The sequence below is a fragment of the Pseudomonas sp. MYb60 genome (assembly GCF_002979555.1).
Lineage (GTDB): Bacteria > Pseudomonadota > Gammaproteobacteria > Pseudomonadales > Pseudomonadaceae > Aquipseudomonas.
On sequence record NZ_PCOZ01000009.1, the window covers coordinates 1 to 19,107 of the forward strand.

Here is a 19,107-nt window from a genome sequence, read left to right on the forward strand (position 1 = left end):
GTAACCGGTCAGTGCAGCCAGCATCTGGCCAGTCTGGTTGTTGTCGCTGTCGATGGCTTGTTTGCCGAGGATCACCAGCTGAGGCTGTTCCTTGTCGACAACGGCCTTGAGCAGCTTGGCCACGGCCAGGGAGGTCAGGTCGTCGGCGGACTCGACCAGGATGGCGCGGTCGGCACCCAGTGCCAGGGCGGTACGCAGTTGCTCCTGGGCAGTGGTCGGGCCGATGGAAACCACGACGATCTCAGTCGCCACGCCTTTCTCTTTCAGGCGTACAGCTTCTTCCACGGCGATTTCACAGAAAGGGTTCATCGACATCTTGACGTTAGCAAGATCGACGCCGGAATTGTCCGCCTTGACGCGAACTTTCACGTTGTAGTCGACCACCCGCTTGATGGCTACCAGGACTTTCATGAATAACTCCATAGCAACTTAGTGAACCCGATATGCCACCGGCATACCGGGAAAAAAGATCAGTGCTCGCCCAGTTGCTCGATCACGCCACTGGCCTTCAACTGCGCCAATCGCTCGTCATCCAGCCCGAGCTGACGCTTGAGCACTTCATCCGTGTGCTCACCCAGCATCGGCGCCGGGCGCAGGTACTCCACCGGTGTGCCGGACATCTTGATCGGGCTGCCGACTGTCACGAAGTCCGCTTTTAAGGGATGTGGAATTGTCACCAGCATATTGCGCGCCTTGACCTGAGGTTCATCCAGGGCCTGGGCGATACTGTTGATCGCGCCGATAGGCACGCCACGCGGATGGACTCGATCAATCCACTCCTGCGCACGCCCCTCGATGAAGTGCCCTGACAAGATCTCAATGATCGCTTCGCGATTGGCCACACGGTCGGCATTACGCGTAAAGCGTGGGTCCGCCGGCAGATGCCCAAGGCCGATGGCGTCGCACAGTGCGACAAATTGCGAGTCATTGCCGCAGGCGATGATGAAGTCCTGGTCGCTGGCACGAAACACCTGATACGGCACGATATTGGCGTGAGCATTGCCGTAGCGCCCTGGTGGTTTGCCCGAAGCCAGATAGTTCTGACTCTGATTGCACAAGGTAGCGACCTGCACGTCCAGCAGCGCCATATCGATGTGTTGACCGACACCGGTTTTTTCCCGGCTGAGCAAAGCCGCCTGGATGGCAACCGTGGAATAAAGGCCGGTCATCAGATCGGAGAAGGCTACGCCAACCTTCTGGGGGCCACCGCCAGGCAAGTCATCACGCTCACCGGTAATACTCATCAGCCCGCCAATGCCCTGCACAATGAAGTCGTAACCCGGTTCGGCCGCGCGCGGGCCAGTCTGCCCAAAGCCTGTCACGGAGCAGTACACCAGCCGAGGGTTCAACTGCGACAGCGAGGCATAATCCAACCCGTATTTGGCCAGGGATCCCGCCTTGTAGTTCTCGATCAGCACATCACAGTCGGTCGCCAACGCTCGCACCAATTCCTGCCCTTGCGGGCTGGCCAGGTTCAGCGCGACGGATAACTTGCCGCGATTGGTCGATTGGTAATACGAGGCTTCAGAGGTCAACTCATCGCTCTGGCCTTTCATCCAGGGCGGGCCCCAACCACGGGTATCGTCGCCCACGCCCGGCCGTTCGACCTTGATCACTTCTGCGCCCAGATCGGCCAGTGTTTGCCCGCACCAGGGGCCGGCAAGCACACGGCTCAAGTCGAGTACGCGGTATCCAGTCAAAGCACCCATGTTATTTCACCTTTGCTTGAGCGATTACACACGCTCGATGACCATCGCCAGCCCTTGGCCGACCCCGATACACAGACTCACCACGGCATAGCGCTTACCGCTGCGCTGCAAGGCTCGCGCAGCGCTCAGCGCCAGACGCGCACCGGAGGCGCCCAAGGGGTGACCCACCGCAATCGCGCCGCCATTGGGGTTGACGCGAGGATCGTCAAACGCCACGCCGAGCCCTTTGAGGCAACCCAGCACCTGGCTGGCAAATGCTTCGTTGATTTCGATGATGTCCATGTCCGCCAACGTCAGATCAGCGCGGGCCAGTGCTTTATTGATTGCCTCCACCGGGCCCACGCCCATGATACGAGGGGCGACACCGGCAGCCGCGCTCGACAGGATACGCACCATGGGCACCAAACCATGGCGCTCGCCGGCCGCACGCGTGCCGATCAACAACGCTGCCGCGCCGTCGTTAACACCGGATGCATTACCGGCGGTGACTACACCCCCCTCGTGCAGAGGACGCAGACGGCTCAAGGCCGCGAGGTCAGATTGCGGGCGTGGGTGTTCGTCGTGCTCCACAAGGTTGGGTGGTGTTTTACGGCCAGTGGGCACACTGACAGCCAGTATTTCGTCGTCGAAGAACCCGCTTGCCCGCGCGGCTTCGTAATTGGCCTGCGAGCGGGCTGCGAAGACGTCAGCCTGTTCACGGTTGATGCCATATTCCTGCGCCACGTTGTCGCCGGTCTGCGGCATGGTGTCGTTGCCAAACTCCGCCACAATTTTCGGATTCGGGAAACGCGCGCCGATGGTGCTGTCGTAGACGGTAAAATCCCGGCTGTAGGCCGCCTCGGCTTTGGCCATGACGAAGGGCGCGCGCGACATGCTCTCCACCCCACCCGCCACAAACAGTTCGCCTTCTTGGCAACTGACTGCGCGTGCGGCGTCAATCACTGCTGCCAGCCCGCTGGCGCACAGGCGGTTGATCGTCTGCCCAGGCACAGTCACGGGCAGCCCGGCAAGCAGCGCCGCGTGACGTGCAATATTGCGGCTGTCCTCACCGGCCTGATTGGTATTGCCGAGAATCACGTCCTCAATAGCGTCGCCAGGGATGGCATTGCGCGCGAGCAGTTCCCGAATCACGTGAGCCGCGAGGTCGTCAGGCCGTACCGGCGCGAGTGCGCCCGCATGGCGACCGAAAGGCGTACGTAACCCCGCAAAAATATAAGCATCGAGCATGGCAGTTTCCTAAGCGTTGAAAGATCAGGTCAATGTCGGTTCTGGATGGCACAGCGATAAGCCCAGGGCTGCGCGACGGCGCAACCACGGGCCGGGCCGATAACGCGGGTCTCCGGTCAATTCGGTCATGCGTTCGAGGATGGTCAGCAAACGCTGCGCGCCTACGCTGTCGCCCCAGGCCAGCGGGCCCTGCGGATAACCCAGCCCACGGCGCACGCCCTCGTCCAGGTCTTCAACGCTGGCAATGCGCTGCTGGACGATGTCGCCCGCCAGGTTGACGATAAGCGCCAGTACGCGCTGAGCGACGAACCCGACGCTGTCATTGATCACACTCACGCCCACACCGTCGCGAGCCAGCAATGCATGCGCGGCGTGGCGCATATCGGTGCGGGTCGCCGGTGTAACCATCAGCGTGCGGTAGCGCGTGCAATCCAACAGCGGGTCAATACAGACCGTGCGCGTCGGGTCTACGCCAAAACGTTGGGCCGCGCTTGTAGCGTCGACACCATAAGGAGCCAACAAGCAAAGCGCAGCGTCGGAAGGTGCGCTGCCCTGCTCTACCTGGGCACCCAGTCGCTCCAGCATCGTATTGAGGCTGACAAGATCGGCATCGTTTTCAGCCCCCAACCACACCGGTGGCATAGCCTCCACGACTGGCACGGACTGAGGTTGCGGCGCGTCGACCATTTGGCCATTGGCATAGCGGTAGAACCCACGCCCAACCTTACGTCCCACATAGCCAGCCTCAAGCATCTGACGGGTCAGCGCGGCAGGACGATAACGGGGCTCCTGGTAGAACTGGTTATAAATAGACTCGATCACCGGGTGGGAGACATCCAGCGCCGTCAGGTCGAACAACTCCAGCGGGCCCATGCGAAAACCCAGGCCTTCACGCAGAATGCGATCAATCTCGGCGGGCTCGGCGACGCCTTCCTTGAGGATCTGCAAGGGCTCGGTGCTGTAAGCGCGCCCTGCGTGATTGATGATAAAGCCAGGGGTGTCTTTTGCGCGGATCCCGCGGTGCCCCATCCGCTTGGCCAATGCCTGCAGGCTGTCACCGACGCGAGGGTCACTGGCCAGGCCATCAATGACCTCCACCACTTTCATCAGCGGCACCGGATTGAAAAAGTGAAACCCCGCCACACGTTCAGGCTTGCTGCACTCGCGAGCGATACTGGTAACCGACAGTGAGGACGTATTGGTGGCAAGAATACAGTCGTCACGAACGACGGCCTCAAGCTGGGCAAGCAAGGCTTGCTTGGCATCGAGGCGTTCGATGATGGCTTCGACCACCAGGTCAACGTCGCTGAGATCAGTCAATGCGCTGGCAACACGCACGCGCTCAAGGGTTGCCTGGGCATCACTGGCCGGTATTTTGCCTTTGGCGACCAACTTGTCGAAGGTCTGGTGCAGGTTTTCGCGAGCGGTCTGCGCGGCGCCTTCACGGTTGTCGAACAGCAGGACCTCTACACCGGCCTGGGCCGCAATCTGGGCAATACCCGTACCCATCACACCCGCACCAACAACAGCCATACGGTTGATTTCATGTGCCACGGCTCATTCTCCTGTGAAGGTTGCTTTGCGTTTCTCAAGGAACGCGTTGGCGCCTTCCTTTTGATCCCTGGAATCAAACAGCAATTGAAACGCTTTGCGCTCCAACGCCAGTGCGCTTTCCAGAGGCAGGTCGGCACCGAGCAGCATGACTTCTTTGATCTGCGCGACGGCCAGCGGCGGCAACGCGGCTATTTGCGCTGCCAGTTCGAGGGCTCGGGGCAGTGTGAGCTCGTCACTGACCACTTCGCTGACCATGCCCATGGCGAGTGCCTCGGGCGCGGGCACCAGGCATCCCGTCAGGGCTATTCGCATCGCTTGGAATTTGCCGACTGCGCGGATAAGCCGTTGAGTGCCACCGGCTCCGGGCATCAGGCCAAGTTTGACCTCGGGCTGGCCGAAGCGCGCCGATTGGCCGGCAACAATGATGTCGCAGTGCATAGCCAATTCGCAGCCGCCGCCCAAGGCGAACCCATTGACTGCGGCGATGATCGGTTTGGGACAGCGAGCGATAGCCTCCCACAGCAGTTCCGTGTGGCGAAGATACATCTCGACAGGGCTGGCCTGAGCAAACTCGCGAATGTCAGCCCCAGCGACGAAGCACTGCTCACCGCCAGTGAGGACGATTGAACGCACGCTGTCATTTCCGGCCAAGGCGCGGAAGATGTCGGCGAGCTGCGTGCGTACGGCGCCGTTAAGGGCGTTCTTGACTTCGGGCCTCTCAATGCGCACGACTGCGACGGCATCGTCTTGTACGTGAAGGTGCACGACGGGCTCTTGATGGGAGTTCATATCGACCTCTTATTATTGTTTCGCTAGGCGAAACTGGATTCCATATTTACTATCAATCATAGGTAACCTCATAAAGACCTGTAAACCAAAAAAGAAAAAACATGCTTAAAGCCCTTATATCAATGGCAATTATGAGCAATAGATAAGTGAGTTGGTTTTTAACACGCCAGCGAATATAATTTCGCCTGACGAAACCACGTTTTATTTTCTTGCATTTTTTTAAAGTGAGGTTCTACCATGGCTCGCATCAAGGCAGATCAACAGGTCGCCAGCACGACAACGGGAGCGGATGAAATCGGGTTACTGAAGATGGGCATGCTCGACCCCGCCAGCGCGTTGAGCGACGACGAAAACAGCGGCCAGTTCGTAACGGCGCTGGCTCGCGGGTTGGAGTTGATGCGCTGTTTTACTCCGCGCGACAACGTGCTGGGTAATCAGGAACTGGCACGCATGACGGGCCTGCCCAAGCCGACTGTGACTCGCCTGACCAATACGTTGATGCGTTTAGGCTGCCTGAAACGAGAAGTGCATTCCGGCAAGTATCAGCTGGATGTTGGGGTGTTGGGTTTTGGCTACGCGATGCTGTCGAACCTGGCGATTCGCACGGTAGCCCATCCGTTGATGGAAGAGTTGGCCAACCATGCGCAGGCAGCTGTCGCGATGGCATCCCGCGATCGCCTGCAGATGGTGTACCTGGACGTGGTTCAGGGTCAGGGCAACATGACCATGCGCCGTCAGACCGGCAGTTACTTGCCACTGGCACAGAGTTCGGTTGGCCGCGCGTGCCTGGCGGCAATGCCTGAAACCGAGCGGGAGTTTTTGCTTGATCACATCCGCCAGCGTGAATCGGAGCAGTGGCCAACCATTCGCAAGGGGCTGGACCGAGCATTCAGGGATTACGCCGACTATGGCTTTTGCTTGTCGATCGGCGAGTGGCATCGCGACGTGAACTCGGTGGCGGTACCGCTGCTGCACCCGCAGTACGGGTTGCTGACCTTCAACTGCGGCGGACCGAGCTTTCAACTGCCGCGCGAACGACTGATGGACGATATCGGGCCGCGCCTGATCAACATGGTTAACAACATTGGTGCCGCTGCTCGCTGACGCAACGGAGTAACGGCGCCCTGATAAAACAACCGCTCGCCTGCGAGCGTTAGGAGCGCACATGATCCGTGATACCGAAACCCTGCAGATTCTGTTGGACTCACTTCGCCAATTTGTCGGTGAAGTGCTGATTCCTCGCGAAAATGAGGTGGCTGACACCGACGCGATCCCCCAGGACATCGTCGAGCATATGCGAGCCATGGGGCTGTTTGGCCTGACGCTGCCGGAAGAGTTTGGCGGGCTGGGCGTGACGATGGAGGAAGAGGTGAATATCGCCTTTGAGCTGGGGCGCACCTCCCCGGCCTTTCGCTCGTATATCGGCACCAACAACGGGATTGGCTCCATCGGTATTCTCCTGGATGGCACCGCGGAGCAGAAACAGCACTACCTGCCCAAGCTTGCCAGCGGCGAGCTGCTCAGCTCCTTCTGCCTGACAGAGCCCGATGCCGGCTCTGATGCCGCCTCGCTCAAGACCACTGCCGTACGGGATGGCGACAGTTACATCCTCAATGGCACCAAGCGATTCATCACCAACGCGCCCCACGCCGGCATCTATACCGTGATGGCGCGTACGAGCACTGAGATCAAGGGCGCTGGTGGTATCAGCGCGTTTATCGTCGAACGCGGCACACCCGGTGTGTCCTTGGGCAAACCCGACCACAAGATGGGTCATAAAGGCGCGCACACCTGTGACGTTATCTTCGAAAACGCTCGTGTACCCGCCAGCCAACTGATTGGCGGCGTCGAAGGCGTGGGGTTCAAGACCGCCATGAAAGTCCTCGATAAAGGCCGCCTGCACATTGCGGCCTTGAGCGTGGGCGCGGCTGAACGGATGCTCGACGATGCTTTGCGTTATGCGCTCGAACGCAAACAATTCGGCAAACCTATCGCCGAGTTCCAACTGATCCAAGCGATGCTGGCCGACAGCAAGGCAGAAATTTACGCCAGCCGCTGCATGGTCCTCGATGCTGCCCGCAAGCGTGACGATGGCCATAACGTGAGCACCGAAGCCTCCTGCGCCAAGATGTTCTCAACGGAAATGTGCGGGCGCGTTGCCGATCGCTGCGTGCAGATCCATGGCGGCGCCGGCTACGTCAGTGAATACGCGATTGAGCGTTTCTACCGCGATGTACGCCTATTTCGCATCTATGAGGGCACTACCCAGATTCAACAGATCGTGATTGCGCGGAACATGATTCGCGCCGCTCAAGGCTAAGGCACGCCCTTCCCTGTTCTACTCCACCCTAATAAATACAATAAAGGTAAGGCCTTCTATGGACGCGACTGTTCAGGCAAGCGCGACTGCGCACGCCAAATCCAGTACATGGGTACTGGTGTTCATTTTTTGTTTTCTGGGTTTGTTGATCGACGGCGCCGACTTGATGCTGCTGTCATACAGCCTCAATAGCCTGAAGGCCGAGTTTGGCCTCACCAATGTCGAAGCTGGCAGCCTGGGTAGTTTCACCCTGGCAGGCATGGCGATCGGCGGCATCTACGGCGGCTGGGCATGTGACAGGTTCGGCCGAGTCAAAACCGTGGTCTGGAGTATTTTGCTGTTCTCCATCGGCACTGCTGCCCTGGGCTTGACGCACAGCTATTGGCAGTTTGCGACCGTCCGGTTTCTCGCTTCATTGGGCATCGGCGCGCTGTATGTAGCGTGCAACACCTTAATGTCCGAGTACGTCCCAACCCGTTATCGCACCACGGTCCTTGGCACCCTGCAGGCCGGCTGGTCCGTGGGCTACATCGTCGCGACCCTGCTGGCCGGCTGGATCCTGCCGATTCACGGCTGGCGCTGGCTTTTCTACATTGCGATTATTCCGGTGATACTTGCTCTGGTCATGCAACGGTTCGTACCGGAACCGCAGGCGTGGATCAATGCACAAGCCGAGCGCGCCAAAGAAAAACTCGCAGGCATCCGCCATGGGGCAGTCGTCAAGCGCGAGAGCATGTACAAGCAGATTTTCAGTGATCCGCAGGCACGCCGGATGTTTTTGTGTTGGGCACTAACGGCCGGCTTTCTCCAGTTCGGCTATTACGGCGTGAACAACTGGATGCCAACCTACCTGGAAAGTGAACTGGGCATGAACCTCAAGTCCATGACCGGCTACATGGTAGGCACCTACACCGCCATGATCCTCGGCAAAATACTCGCAGGCATGGCCGCCGACCGTATCGGCCGTCGAAGCGTGTTTGCCTTCGGCGCATTGGGTACCGCTGTTTTTCTGCCAGTGATCGTGCTGTTCCAAAGCCAGGAAAACATCCTCTGGATGCTGGTGGTGTTCGGGTTTTTGTATGGTATTCCGTATGGGGTGAATGCGACGTACATGACCGAAAGCTTCGAGGCGAAACTACGAGGGTCGGCGGTCGGTGGCGCTTACAACATAGGCCGAGTGGGTGCGGCGATCGCCCCAGCCGCCATTGGCTTCCTGGCGTCCCACGGCTCCATTGGCGTAGGTTTTCTGGTGATGGGTGCTGCGTACTTTATTTGCGGCGTGATTCCGGCTTTGTTTATCCGAGACAAACAATTCGATCCGCAAAAGCAGTAGACGAATTTCGTACATGACCGGGAGCATCTTTCGGATCTGCTGAATAGGTCACTGCGTGTCAGGACAGTGATTTAAAATAAAAAGCCCGCTGAAAAATGCGGGCTTCAAGTTCGTTACACTACATTGGCCGCTTGAAGGTGAAGCGCGCCAGCCTGATGGTCAGCTCAGTTCCCGTATAGCCCGCACCAACTGCCCAACAACCCTCGCCTCAACATCACCCTCACCCCCTCCCGCCTCAAAAACAGCGCAACACGCCGACGCATCTCCCTCGCCCATCCGATAGACCGCAATAACACTCCCCGGCCCGCAGCCGGTGTGACCGCTCATGGAATATCCGCCCTCGATGCCCCCCTGCATCACACCCAGGCCATAGCCCGGGGTGATCCATGGGCGGCCGGGGATGGGGCCGCCTACGGTGCGGGCTGTCTGCATTTGCCGGATCAGGTTCTGGGAGAGCAGGTCGCCGCCGAGAAGCCGATCCAGGCACAGTGCGGCCTGCGACACCGGGCCGATCAACAGGCCGTGATACACCCAGGCAGGGTCATAATCTGAGGTGCTTCCCAGGTCTGCTCGTGTGTGGGCGAAACGAACGTTGGAGAGGCCCAGTGGGCTGAGCGCACGTTGATGCACAGCAGCGTCAAGCGTCAGGTCGGTCAGTTGCTCGATAAGGCGGCCAATGAGCAGGTAGCCGACATTCGAGTAGCGCCAACCGGTGCCGGGGCTGTAGCGGAGTCGGGCCACGTCCAGGCGTTGCATCATTGCGTCTGCCGGCCAGGCTGACTCATGGTTGGCAACGGCGGCGTGATAATCCGCCAGTTCGGCGTAGTCAGCCAGACCTGCGTCGTGCCGCAGGAGCTGGCGTAACGTGAAGGGCTGGTCCGCAAGGGGCTCGTCCAGTCCGATGAGCCCGTCGCGTACCAGCGTCAGGGCTGTGGCGGCCAGGACTGTTTTCGTGAAACTCCACCAGGGTACCGTCAGTTCCAGCCGGTCAGGCGTTTGTGGCTGACCCTTCGAGATGAGTGAACAGAGCATTGGCTTCCTTAGCTGACTGTAATACGTCTTTTGACGAGCCCGCGCCAAGGACATCACTCCCCCGCAAACCCCAACCTTGGTGTCAACCGCTGACACCCGCCCCCAGCCGGTTATTTCGTCGATTCCGCCTTGAATCGGGTTGCGTGCCAACACAGCAGCGAGCCGACGGTTACGAGCACGGCGCCTTGCCAGAACTGCGCCTGCAAGCTGACGCCCAGCCACACGGCAGCAAATGCCGAAGACAATACCGGGGCCGAATAGGACGCGGTGGCCAGCAGCGTCAGGCTTCCGCGCAGGATGCCGATGTTCCACAACGCGTAGCCACCCGCCATGGCGACTCCGGCGGCCAGAAGCTCCAACGCGCTTGCCCACGTAAACGCCGGGAGTTGTTCGCTGCTCAGGCACCACTTCACCCACAGCACAGCCGCGGTCAGCACAAAAAACAGCACGACCAGATTCTGTCCTCCCGCATAGCGGCGCGTGACGTTGCAATACAGCGAAAAGGTCACTGCACAGGCCAGCGCGAGGCTGTAACTGAGCGGATTGGACTGCACGTTCCGCACGATCCCTGGAAGCGACAACCCATCCCCGCTGACCACCCACAGGATGCCGAACAGCGCCAGTGCCGAGCCTGGAATGATAAGCCAGCGGGTTTTCTGGGCATTCATGAATATCGCCAGCACCACCGTGAGGCAGGGCCACAGGTAATTCACCACGCCCAGTTCAATGGCTTGTTGACGATCACTGGCAAAGCCGAGCGCCAGGGACAGGCACACCTCGTAAGCGACGAACAGGCCGCTGCCGAGCACCAGGTACAGCCGCGAGGTCGAACGAATCCGCGGCCGCCCCAAAAACACGATCAGCAGGATCGCACCCAGGGAGTAAATCATCGCGGCGCCGCCCAGCACGCCAAACTGTTCGCTGACGCCCCTGATCAATCCGGCCGCGGTGCTCCATAAAACAATCGCCACCAAACCGCACACCGTCGCTGCCCGCTCACCCCTGACCTGCATCCTGCCCCCTGGCACCCATCTCAACCTGACCGCTGAGGCTAACGAGAAAGTCCGGGGCCATAAAGGACATTTTCGCCGTGCAAGCGATCCACTGCGGTTGTGCCATGGGGCATGCCCCGCCTGCGTCCTAACGTCGCAGCCGACAGCTATTGGAAAAAAAACCACAAGCCTTAGAATCCCGCGCTCTCTTGCACCGGCTTGAAATCAGCATGCGCAGAGGCGCACGTCGCGCTCGTCTTTTTCCCGAGGTTTTTATGTCTCCGCGTTTGCTGGCCATGGCGCTGGCGCCCTTGCTTGGGCTGTTCATTGTTGCACTGGGCAACGGTTTTCTCTCTTCCCTGACCACCCTTCGACTCGACGCAGCCGGCGCGTCAGCCACGATGATCGGTATCGTTTCATCGGCCTACTTCATCGGGTTGACGCTGGGCGCTGTGTTCAATGACCGCTTGATTCTGCGCATCGGGCACATTCGCGCCTACGGCAGCTTTGCGTCCCTGATCGCCGTGACCATCCTGTTGCAAGGGCTGTTTTACGACACCTGGGGATGGTTCGCGCTGCGCCTGATCAATGGCTGGGCCACGGTCGGCGTGTTTCTGGTCATCGAGAGCTGGCTGCTGTTGGCCGGCGATGCCAAGATCCGCGGGCGCTTGCTGGCGCTCTACATGATCGTTCTGTACGGCGCCGGTGTGCTGGGCCAGGCCGCGCTGGGGAAAATCACCGGTTTGAGCGACAGCGCCCCGTTCATGGTGGCCGGGATGCTCGCTTCGTTATCGGTGCTGCCCATCGTGATCCTGCCCCGGGTGTCGCCGATTCTGGACCAGGTTGAGCCGTTGAAGCCCCGGCAATTGCTGGGAGTGACGCCGACCGGGCTGGTCGGCTGCTTCGGTTCGGGCGTCACCATTGCAGCGATCTACACCCTGCTCCCGTTGTACCTGCAACGCGCCGGCCTCAGCGTGGGCGAAGTCGGCAGCATGATGGCCTGGACGATTCTCGGCGCAATGCTCCTGCAGTACCCGGTCGGACGCTGGTCCGATCACAAGGACCGCTTGCAGGTGCTGACCCTGTTGACGCTGGCCTGCACCCTATTGTCGTTGGTGATCGTACTCGTGCCCTTGTCGACGACCCTGCTGGCGGTGATGTTGTTCATGCTCGGCGGTGGCGTGTTCGCACTGTACCCGGTGGCCGTCAGTCATGCTGCCGACCGCGCGCCTGCCGAAGCGTTGGTGCCGATGATCCAGGGCCTGCTGCTGATCAACTCGCTGGGGTCGGCGATCAGCCCGATGATGATCTCGCCCGTCATGAATGGCTTCGGCGCGAATGGTTTGTTCTGGGTGTTCGCGATGGTCAACCTGTGCATGGTCACCTTCTTCCTGTGGCGCCGTGGCAAGCGTCCTGTGCCGGCCAACCCTGCGCCGTTTGCCGCGGCGGCCACCTTCTCGCCCACCGGCGCCGAGCTGCGGGTGACCGAAGACTTGCGTCAGGCCGCCGAAGAGCATCCGCCGATGGTCGATGCATTCAGCGGCGAGCCTGCAACGCAGGGTGACGCACGCTAGGCCGGGCACCGCTTCACGCCCGCCACCCTTGCGTCCTGGGATCAGCACTGTCGGCAAACGCAGTGCTGGCTTCCTGGACCAGCTTTCTCCACTCATCAGGCCCAATGAGCTGGGCTTTTTCCATGTCATCGGCAGACCTCAACAACTGGCCGTACCGGTCCTCAGCGTCCCCTGCCGCATCAGGCTGCAGCAGAATCTCGCGCCAGGCCTTGAGCGCGGCACGCCGCTGATCATCACTCATAGGGATACGCCATCGGCGGGCTTGCAGACTTTCGTCGCATGCGCTGCACCATGTCGAACTCATCCCGAATTTCGATAATCAACCTCGCTATAGGCTCACGCCCATTCAGTGTGGCCGTAGGAGGCCCCAGGATCAGCAGCTCCACGCCACCCGAGTCAGGGTCGAGGATTTTTATCTGGAGTGACCCATACGGATCAATCTGGCAGTTGCAGCTCAGGGGAAGCAGAGCGGATTCAATGACGTGTCGAAGTTCCAGGGTGGACAGCACGGTAGCTCCTTCAGCAGGAGCCAGCCAATACGCCCCTACCTGAAGCGAACATGAGCCTGGAGAGCCAAGCCCAAGGCCATTACCCCAAGACAGCTTGGCGGGATGACAGCCTTCCAACTGTACGCCTCACACCGCGTGCCGTTAGATCGTTTCGGCATGTAGGACTTCGCGAAGACCTTGCGCTGACAAATCAACAAACGGTTGACAACCTGCAGACAGAAAATAGAACATCGCGCCGCTTCACGAGAAGGATTCTCACCTGCACTGGTTTCGTATTGAGAATGCCCGGTATCTATTTGCAAAGGAATCACCGATGTCTGCTTGTCATCCTCCCTCCCCCCTGCGCATGCGCAAAACCGTCATCGCCGTCAGTCTTTTCAGCTCGCTGGTCAGTACCGCTACCTGGGCCGCGCCCGTTGGCTACAGCATTCCAGCCGGCTCCCTGGCGAACGCCATCGATCAGTTCGCCGCCGCCAGCGGTGTGACCGTCAGCTTCAGCACTCAGGAAACCGCTGGGTTGCGCAGTGAGGGGCTACAGGGCAACTACGCGTTGGATCAGGGCCTTACCCGCCTGTTGCAGGGCAGTGGCCTGCAGGTCCAGCAAGCGGGTGACAAGCGCTACGTGTTGGTCATGCCCAGCCAGGGCGGCGCAATGGAGCTGGGCGCCACGACCATCTCAACGGCACAACTGGGTGCCACCACCGAAGGTACCGGCAGTTACGCCACCGGCTCGGCCAACACCGCCACGGGGCTGCGCCTGTCAGCGCGCGAGACGCCGCAGTCGATCTCGGTTGTCACCCGCCAACAGATCGAAGACCAGAACCTCACGGATGTGGCGCAAGTGCTTGAGCAAACGCCCGGCGTCGTGGTCGACAGCATGGGCCCCGCCGGCAGCGACGCCAATCATATCTATGTGCGCGGGTTTGAAGTCGGCAGCATCCAGGTCGACGGCGTCAACCGGCCAAACACCTTTGGCGCCCGTGATGACCTGGCCGACATGGTCACCTATGACCGTGTCGAGGTGGTTCGCGGTGCCACGGGGCTGATGTCCGGGACCGGCGACCCCGGCGCGACCGTCAACCTGATCCGCAAGAAACCGACCCTGGAGACCCAGCGCACCCTGACACTCAAGGCCGGCTCGTGGGACAACTACCGCACCGAGCTGGATGTGTCCGGCAAGCTCTCGGAGAGCGGCAATGTACGCGGACGCTTCGTCGCCTCGAACACTGACAGCCAGAGCCACATTGATCGTCAGTCGCTGGACAAGCAGGCCGCCTACGGGGTGCTGGAGTGGGACGTCACGGATAACACGATGCTGACCGTGGGCGCCGAATATTCGGAAATGGACAGCGAAGGCGCCGGCAACCATGGCTTCCCGATGTACAAATCCGATGGCAGTCACTTCAGCCCTTCACGCTCGTTCAACTCGGCCTCGGACTGGAGCTACCACAAGCGCCGCACCAAGACCGTGTTCACCACCGTGGACCATCAGTTGGACAATGGCTGGCAGTTGAAGCTGAATGCCGAGCACAGTCGCCGCAGCTATGACGATGCCTTTGCCACGGCGGCCAATGGCACCGTCAACCCGGATGGCAGCGGCATCGGCACCTGGACCGGCCGTTGGGCAGGCGAGCCACGCCAGACATCGTTCGACCTGTCCGCCTCCGGCCCCTTCGAGCTGCTGACCCGTGAACACCAGGCTTACCTCGGCGCGAGTTACTACAGGTCCTACTACCGTAACGACGGTTTCCCACTCTGGGCGTTCCAGACCATCGACAACATCTACACCTGGGACGGCTCGCTGGCGACCCCGGATGCGATCCACACCAAATCCTCGAAAGATGCCCTGGATGAAAACCAGACCGGCCTGGTGGGGTCGGTGCGCTGGAGCCTCACCGATGATCTGTCGCTGATTACCGGGGCACGGGTGATCGACTGGAAACGCGACGAGGCGTCCACCAACCTGGAAACCGGCAACATCACCCGCACCTCGCGGGGCGAAAGCGGGGTCGTGACGCCTTACTTCGGCCTGGTGTACGACCTCAATGAAAACTGGTCGGCCTACGCCAGCTACACCACCATTTTCAAACCGCAAAGCAACAAGACGGTCAGCGGCAGCTACCTAGACCCCGAAGAAGGGGTGAACTACGAGTTGGGCCTCAAGAGCGAATTCTGGGACAAACGCCTGACCTCGGCATTCAGCGTGTTCGAAGTGCGTCAGGACAACCTCGCCGTGGCCGACGGCAGCCAGTTGGCGCCGGACGGCAACCAGGCCTATCGCGCCGAGTCCGGCACGAAAACCCGAGGTTTCGAGGCGGAAATGGCCGGGGAAATCCTGCCCGACTGGCAAGTATCGGCCAGCTACACCTACGCGGTGGTCGAGGACTCGGAAGGCAAGCGCCTGCGTACCGAGGTGCCACGCGACACCCTCAAACTGTTCACCAGCTATCGCCTGTCGTCGCTGCCGCCACTGAAAGTGGGCGGTGGCATACGCTGGCAGGGGGCGGAGTACTACAAGAACGCGGGTCCCAACAAGGAGACGTTCAACCAGGGCGCCTACAGCGTGGTTGACCTGATGGCGCAATACGCGATTACACCGCAGACCAGCGTCTCGTTGAACCTCAACAACGTGTTTGACCAGAACTACTACACCGCCATCGGTTCACGCGGTTGGTACGGTACGCCGCGCAGCGCGACGGCCACCTTGGTCTACGGTTTCTGACAGCCACCCCGCCCCACGCCTGACGCGCCGCGCTACCCCATGTGGGGTGGCCGGCGCGTTGGCTTTTCCCGCCCCCGCCCAGACCGTCATCGGCCTGCAAACTCGATCAGCCATCCTGAGTGTTGACTGTCTGAAACAGGCTCACTTCCGATGATTCGCAAAGCTCTGACCCGCGACGCCCATGCGATTGCCCAAGTGCATATCAGCAGCTGGCAAGCCGCGTATGCCGACCTGATGCCCGCCGATTACCTGAACGCACTGACCGCCACGTTGGCGCGACGCGAATCACGTTGGGCCAGCTCGATTGAATCAGGCGAGTCGGTCGTATTCGTCGCGCAGTCGAACAACCAGGTCGTCGGCTGGATAGCCGTCGGCGCAAGCCGTGACGACGATGCCGTTGGCACGCACATCGGTGAGGTCTCGGCCCTCTACGTGTCACCCGGCGCTTGGCAAACGGGTGTCGGGCTGGCCTTGTGGAAAGCAGGCCTGGAGCATTTGCGGGAGCAAGGCCATCGACGTGCAACGCTGTGGGTGCTGGCCGGCAACGAAAGAGCCATTCGTTTTTATCGCCGGGCAGGCTGCAGTGAAGAGCCAGGGAGTGGGCGTAACCTCCAAAGGGGCGGCGTCACGCTGACAGAGGTGCGATATGCATTGCTGCTGACAGACGCCCGGTGAACGTGCTGCCCGCGCCGACGACATAATAAAAATAGATGATCTTATAGAACCACAAGATAACAATTTATAATAATTAGCTTATTCCAAAAAAGACTTTCACTCAGGTTTTTTATAGGAATATCTTCACATCACAGACCGACCCCATACCTGGTGGAGGATGCCCCCACTACCGCCAGGAACCTGTAATGACGTCCGTCCCCTCCTCTTCGCCCCGCAAAACCTTGCACCTGTCCCTGCTCACCAGTTCCGTGCTGTTGGCCGCTGTGCCCGCGTTCGCCGACACCGCCCAGGAAGACGCCAAGCTCGACACCGTCACGGTGATTTCCACCGGCCTGCGTGGCCAGCAGCGCACGGTGGCCGACAGCCCGGCGCCGATTGACGTGATCAACAGCGACCAATTGCTCAAGACCGGCCGCGCGGAGTTGTCCGAGGCGATTGCCAAATTACTGCCGTCGTTCAACTTCGGCACCAATATCGCTGGCTACAACTCGGTGACACGTCCGCTGAGCAACCGCAGCCTCGGCCCGGCGTACACGCTGGTGCTGGTCAACGGCAAGCGCCGCCACAACGGCGCGACCGGCCAGCGCGGCTCCATCGACAACAGCGGCGCGAACGCGGTGGACATCGACCTGATCCCGGTGAGCGCCGTCGACCATATCGAAGTGCTCAAGGACAGCGCCGCTGCCCAGTACGGTTCGGACGCGGTGGCGGGTGTGATCAACATCATCCTCAAGAACACCCAGAGCGGCGGCCACCTGGAAACCAGCTACGGCCAGCTGTTCTCCGGCCAGGGCGAGACCATCAAGGTCGCGGGCGACCAGGGTTTCGAACTGGGCGAAGGCGGCTTCTTCCACTTCTCGGCCGACGCGCGCAAACGTGGCTCGGCCTCCTGGAACGACAAGGCCGACAGCAGCGTGCGCGCCTTCAACGACCCCGCCAAGGAAGCGGCCTGGGACCGCGTGGCGATCAAGAACGGCGACCCGGACCTCAAGGCCTTCAACCTGGCCTACAACGCCGAACTGCCGCTGGAAGACCTGACGCTGTACTCGTTCTCCACCTACGGCGAACGCGACGCCGAAGCGGCCAACTATTTCCGGCTGCCCACCGGCACCGGCGCGGTACCCGAGGTGTTCCCCGATGGCTACTTCCCGCTCAATAACATCAAGGACCGCGACTATCAGTTGCTGTTCGGGGGCAAGGGCGAGTGGGCCGAGTGGAACTGGGACCTCAGCACCACTTACGGACGCAACAACGTGCACCACTCCAGCGACCTGAACATCAACCCGTCCCTGGGCACCGCATCGCCGACCCGATTCGACAACCTGGCGACCTTTCGCTTCGAACAGTGGGTCAACAACCTCGATTTCACCCGCCGCTACGACAGCCTGTTCAACCTGACGTCACCGGTGCAGGTGTCGGCCGGCATCGAACACCGCTGGGAGCACTTCAGCACCTTTGCCGGTGATCCCGAGGGCTACGTGACCGGCACCTACCCGGCCGCCTCCGGTGCGCAGGCAGCGGTGACCATTCGCCCTGAAGACGAAGTGAGCCTGATCCGCAACAACTACGCCGGCTACCTGGACCTGGGCTTCGACCTCACCGACCGCTGGTTCCTCGACCTCGCCGGGCGCATCGAGCATTTCGACGATGACTCGGGCAACACCTTCGGGCTCAAGCTCAATTCACGCTACGAACTCACCGACACCGTGGCCGTGCGCGGCACCGTCGGCACGGGTTTCCGTGCCCCGTCGCTGACGCAGATCGGCTACACCGTCGCCGACAATCGCGTGGCCCTGGACGCCAACGGCAACGTGGTACCGGCCGTGACCCGCCTGACGCCATCGGGCAGCAACCTGGCCAAGGCCCTGGGCGGCGATGACCTCAAGCCGGAAAAATCCCGCAACCTGGGGCTGGGCCTCACCTGGCAACCGGCGCCGCGCACCAGCGTCACCGCTGATGCCTACCTGATCGACATCGACGACCGCATCGCCCTGACCAGCAACATCTATGACCGCGGCAACGGCGCGATCAATTCGATCCTCACCGCCCAGGGCGTGCCCTCCGGCACCTGGGTCAACTACTACACCAACGCCTTCGACACCCGCACCAAGGGCCTGGACGTGGTCGCTGACCACACCACCTCGCTGGATGCATTCGGCGACGTGCGCTGGAGCCTCGGTTTCAACTGGAACAAGACCACCATCGAAGGTACCCGCGACACCCCCGGCGCGCTGGCCAACTCCGGCGTGACCCTGGTGGGCCGCGATCGCCAGGGCGACCTCACCGATGCTTCGCCGAAAACCAAATGGATCCTGGGCGCCAACTGGAAGGTCTCCGACCTGGCGGTGAACCTGCAGACCGCACGCTACGGCGCGGTCAAGACCCTGGCGGTCAACCCCAGCGGCGACCGCAGCTTCGGCGCCAAATGGATCACCGACCTGGACATCAGCTACACCTTCGTCGACAGCCTGACCGTCAGCGTCGGCGGCACCAACATCTTCGATGTACGCCCCGACAAACACGCGGTGTACAGCAACCTGGGCCTGGCCGCCTACGGCAATCCACCGTTCTACCCGGGTGGCGGCTACTGGTACACCAAGCTCGCCTACGACTTCTGATCCACACCGTGCATGCACCCGAACCGCCATACGAGGGCACCCCATTGAATACC

15 protein-coding genes and 1 pseudogene are annotated in these 19,107 nt (G+C 60.9%); 7 read left to right on the plus strand and 9 right to left on the minus strand.

Features of this window, described 5'->3' with window-relative positions:
- The 5 genes and pseudogenes from CQ041_RS16785 to CQ041_RS16805 all read right to left on the minus strand — a co-directional run.
- Positions 1-411: pseudogene (locus CQ041_RS16785) on the minus strand (electron transfer flavoprotein subunit beta/FixA family protein); the annotation flags it as partial.
- Between the two features lie 59 nt (positions 412-470).
- A complete protein-coding gene (locus tag CQ041_RS16790) occupies positions 471-1,709 on the minus strand; it encodes a CaiB/BaiF CoA-transferase family protein (protein ID WP_105523512.1) in 1,239 nt (412 codons plus the stop codon).
- A 24-nt stretch (positions 1,710-1,733) separates the two neighbouring features.
- Positions 1,734-2,936, minus strand: a complete 1,203-nt coding sequence (locus CQ041_RS16795) for a 3-oxoadipyl-CoA thiolase (protein WP_105523513.1) — start codon at positions 2,934-2,936, stop codon at positions 1,734-1,736.
- Between the two features lie 24 nt (positions 2,937-2,960).
- A complete protein-coding gene (locus tag CQ041_RS16800; protein WP_105523514.1) occupies positions 2,961-4,490 on the minus strand; it encodes a 3-hydroxyacyl-CoA dehydrogenase in 1,530 nt (509 codons plus the stop codon).
- Between the two features lie 3 nt (positions 4,491-4,493).
- Entirely contained in the window at positions 4,494-5,279 is a 786-nt protein-coding gene (locus CQ041_RS16805; protein ID WP_105523515.1) for an enoyl-CoA hydratase, read from the minus strand.
- Positions 5,280-5,516: 237 nt separating this feature from the next.
- Here CQ041_RS16805 and CQ041_RS16810 point away from each other — a divergent pair, with 237 nt between their 5' ends.
- From CQ041_RS16810 to CQ041_RS16820, 3 genes are all read left to right on the plus strand, one after another.
- Positions 5,517-6,383: an IclR family transcriptional regulator gene (locus CQ041_RS16810; RefSeq protein WP_060765940.1), complete on the plus strand. Its 867-nt coding sequence runs from the start codon at positions 5,517-5,519 to the stop codon at positions 6,381-6,383.
- Between the two features lie 61 nt (positions 6,384-6,444).
- Complete coding sequence (locus tag CQ041_RS16815; protein ID WP_105523516.1) at positions 6,445-7,599, plus strand: acyl-CoA dehydrogenase family protein; 1,155 nt, start codon at positions 6,445-6,447, stop codon at positions 7,597-7,599.
- 58 nt (positions 7,600-7,657) lie between these two features.
- The gene (locus CQ041_RS16820; protein WP_105523517.1) at positions 7,658-8,932 is read left to right on the plus strand and encodes an MFS transporter; all 1,275 of its coding nucleotides are present in this window, start codon (positions 7,658-7,660) and stop codon (positions 8,930-8,932) included.
- 159 nt (positions 8,933-9,091) lie between these two features.
- Here CQ041_RS16820 and CQ041_RS16825 read toward each other — a convergent pair whose 3' ends face one another.
- Positions 9,092-9,964 carry a serine hydrolase gene (locus CQ041_RS16825; RefSeq protein WP_105523518.1) on the minus strand — a complete coding sequence of 291 codons (873 nt, stop codon included), beginning with the start codon at positions 9,962-9,964 and terminating at the stop codon, positions 9,092-9,094.
- 110 nt (positions 9,965-10,074) lie between these two features.
- Positions 10,075-10,977: an aromatic amino acid DMT transporter YddG gene (gene yddG, locus CQ041_RS16830; protein WP_105523519.1), complete on the minus strand. Its 903-nt coding sequence runs from the start codon at positions 10,975-10,977 to the stop codon at positions 10,075-10,077.
- 209 nt (positions 10,978-11,186) lie between these two features.
- On the opposite strand from yddG, the gene CQ041_RS16835 reads away from it, so the two are divergent.
- Entirely contained in the window at positions 11,187-12,530 is a 1,344-nt protein-coding gene (locus CQ041_RS16835; RefSeq protein WP_371923020.1) for an MFS transporter, read from the plus strand.
- A 13-nt stretch (positions 12,531-12,543) separates the two neighbouring features.
- On the opposite strand, the gene CQ041_RS16840 is transcribed toward CQ041_RS16835, so the two are convergent.
- Entirely contained in the window at positions 12,544-12,771 is a 228-nt protein-coding gene (locus tag CQ041_RS16840; RefSeq protein WP_105523522.1) for a hypothetical protein, read from the minus strand.
- Positions 12,764-13,039: a DUF1652 domain-containing protein gene (locus CQ041_RS16845; RefSeq protein WP_105523523.1), complete on the minus strand. Its 276-nt coding sequence runs from the start codon at positions 13,037-13,039 to the stop codon at positions 12,764-12,766. Before CQ041_RS16845 ends, CQ041_RS16840 begins: the two co-directional genes overlap by 8 nt.
- 313 nt (positions 13,040-13,352) lie before the next feature.
- On the opposite strand from CQ041_RS16845, the gene CQ041_RS16850 reads away from it, so the two are divergent.
- The 3 genes from CQ041_RS16850 to CQ041_RS16860 all read left to right on the plus strand — a co-directional run bounded on the left by CQ041_RS16850 (position 13,353) and on the right by CQ041_RS16860 (position 19,054).
- The gene (locus CQ041_RS16850) at positions 13,353-15,761 is read left to right on the plus strand and encodes a TonB-dependent receptor (RefSeq protein WP_105523524.1); all 2,409 of its coding nucleotides are present in this window, start codon (positions 13,353-13,355) and stop codon (positions 15,759-15,761) included.
- 150 nt (positions 15,762-15,911) lie between these two features.
- Entirely contained in the window at positions 15,912-16,436 is a 525-nt protein-coding gene (locus tag CQ041_RS16855) for a GNAT family N-acetyltransferase (RefSeq protein ID WP_105523526.1), read from the plus strand.
- A 185-nt stretch (positions 16,437-16,621) separates the two neighbouring features.
- Positions 16,622-19,054: a TonB-dependent siderophore receptor gene (locus tag CQ041_RS16860; protein ID WP_105523527.1), complete on the plus strand. Its 2,433-nt coding sequence runs from the start codon at positions 16,622-16,624 to the stop codon at positions 19,052-19,054.
- Positions 19,055-19,107: the final 53 nt, after the last annotated feature.

Coding starts and splice junctions, on each gene's coding strand:
- CQ041_RS16790 (WP_105523512.1), bottom strand. CDS start 1,709: ATGGGTGCTTTGACTGGATACCGCGTACTCGACTTGAGCCGTGTGCTT.
- CQ041_RS16795 (WP_105523513.1), bottom strand. CDS start 2,936: ATGCTCGATGCTTATATTTTTGCGGGGTTACGTACGCCTTTCGGTCGC.
- CQ041_RS16805 (WP_105523515.1), bottom strand. CDS start 5,279: ATGAACTCCCATCAAGAGCCCGTCGTGCACCTTCACGTACAAGACGAT.
- CQ041_RS16810 (WP_060765940.1), top strand. CDS start 5,517: ATGGCTCGCATCAAGGCAGATCAACAGGTCGCCAGCACGACAACGGGA.
- CQ041_RS16815 (WP_105523516.1), top strand. CDS start 6,445: ATGATCCGTGATACCGAAACCCTGCAGATTCTGTTGGACTCACTTCGC.
- CQ041_RS16820 (WP_105523517.1), top strand. CDS start 7,658: ATGGACGCGACTGTTCAGGCAAGCGCGACTGCGCACGCCAAATCCAGT.
- CQ041_RS16825 (WP_105523518.1), bottom strand. CDS start 9,964: ATGCTCTGTTCACTCATCTCGAAGGGTCAGCCACAAACGCCTGACCGG.
- yddG (WP_105523519.1), bottom strand. CDS start 10,977: ATGCAGGTCAGGGGTGAGCGGGCAGCGACGGTGTGCGGTTTGGTGGCG.
- CQ041_RS16835 (WP_371923020.1), top strand. CDS start 11,187: ATGCGCAGAGGCGCACGTCGCGCTCGTCTTTTTCCCGAGGTTTTTATG.
- CQ041_RS16840 (WP_105523522.1), bottom strand. CDS start 12,771: ATGAGTGATGATCAGCGGCGTGCCGCGCTCAAGGCCTGGCGCGAGATT.
- CQ041_RS16850 (WP_105523524.1), top strand. CDS start 13,353: ATGTCTGCTTGTCATCCTCCCTCCCCCCTGCGCATGCGCAAAACCGTC.
- CQ041_RS16855 (WP_105523526.1), top strand. CDS start 15,912: ATGATTCGCAAAGCTCTGACCCGCGACGCCCATGCGATTGCCCAAGTG.
- CQ041_RS16860 (WP_105523527.1), top strand. CDS start 16,622: ATGACGTCCGTCCCCTCCTCTTCGCCCCGCAAAACCTTGCACCTGTCC.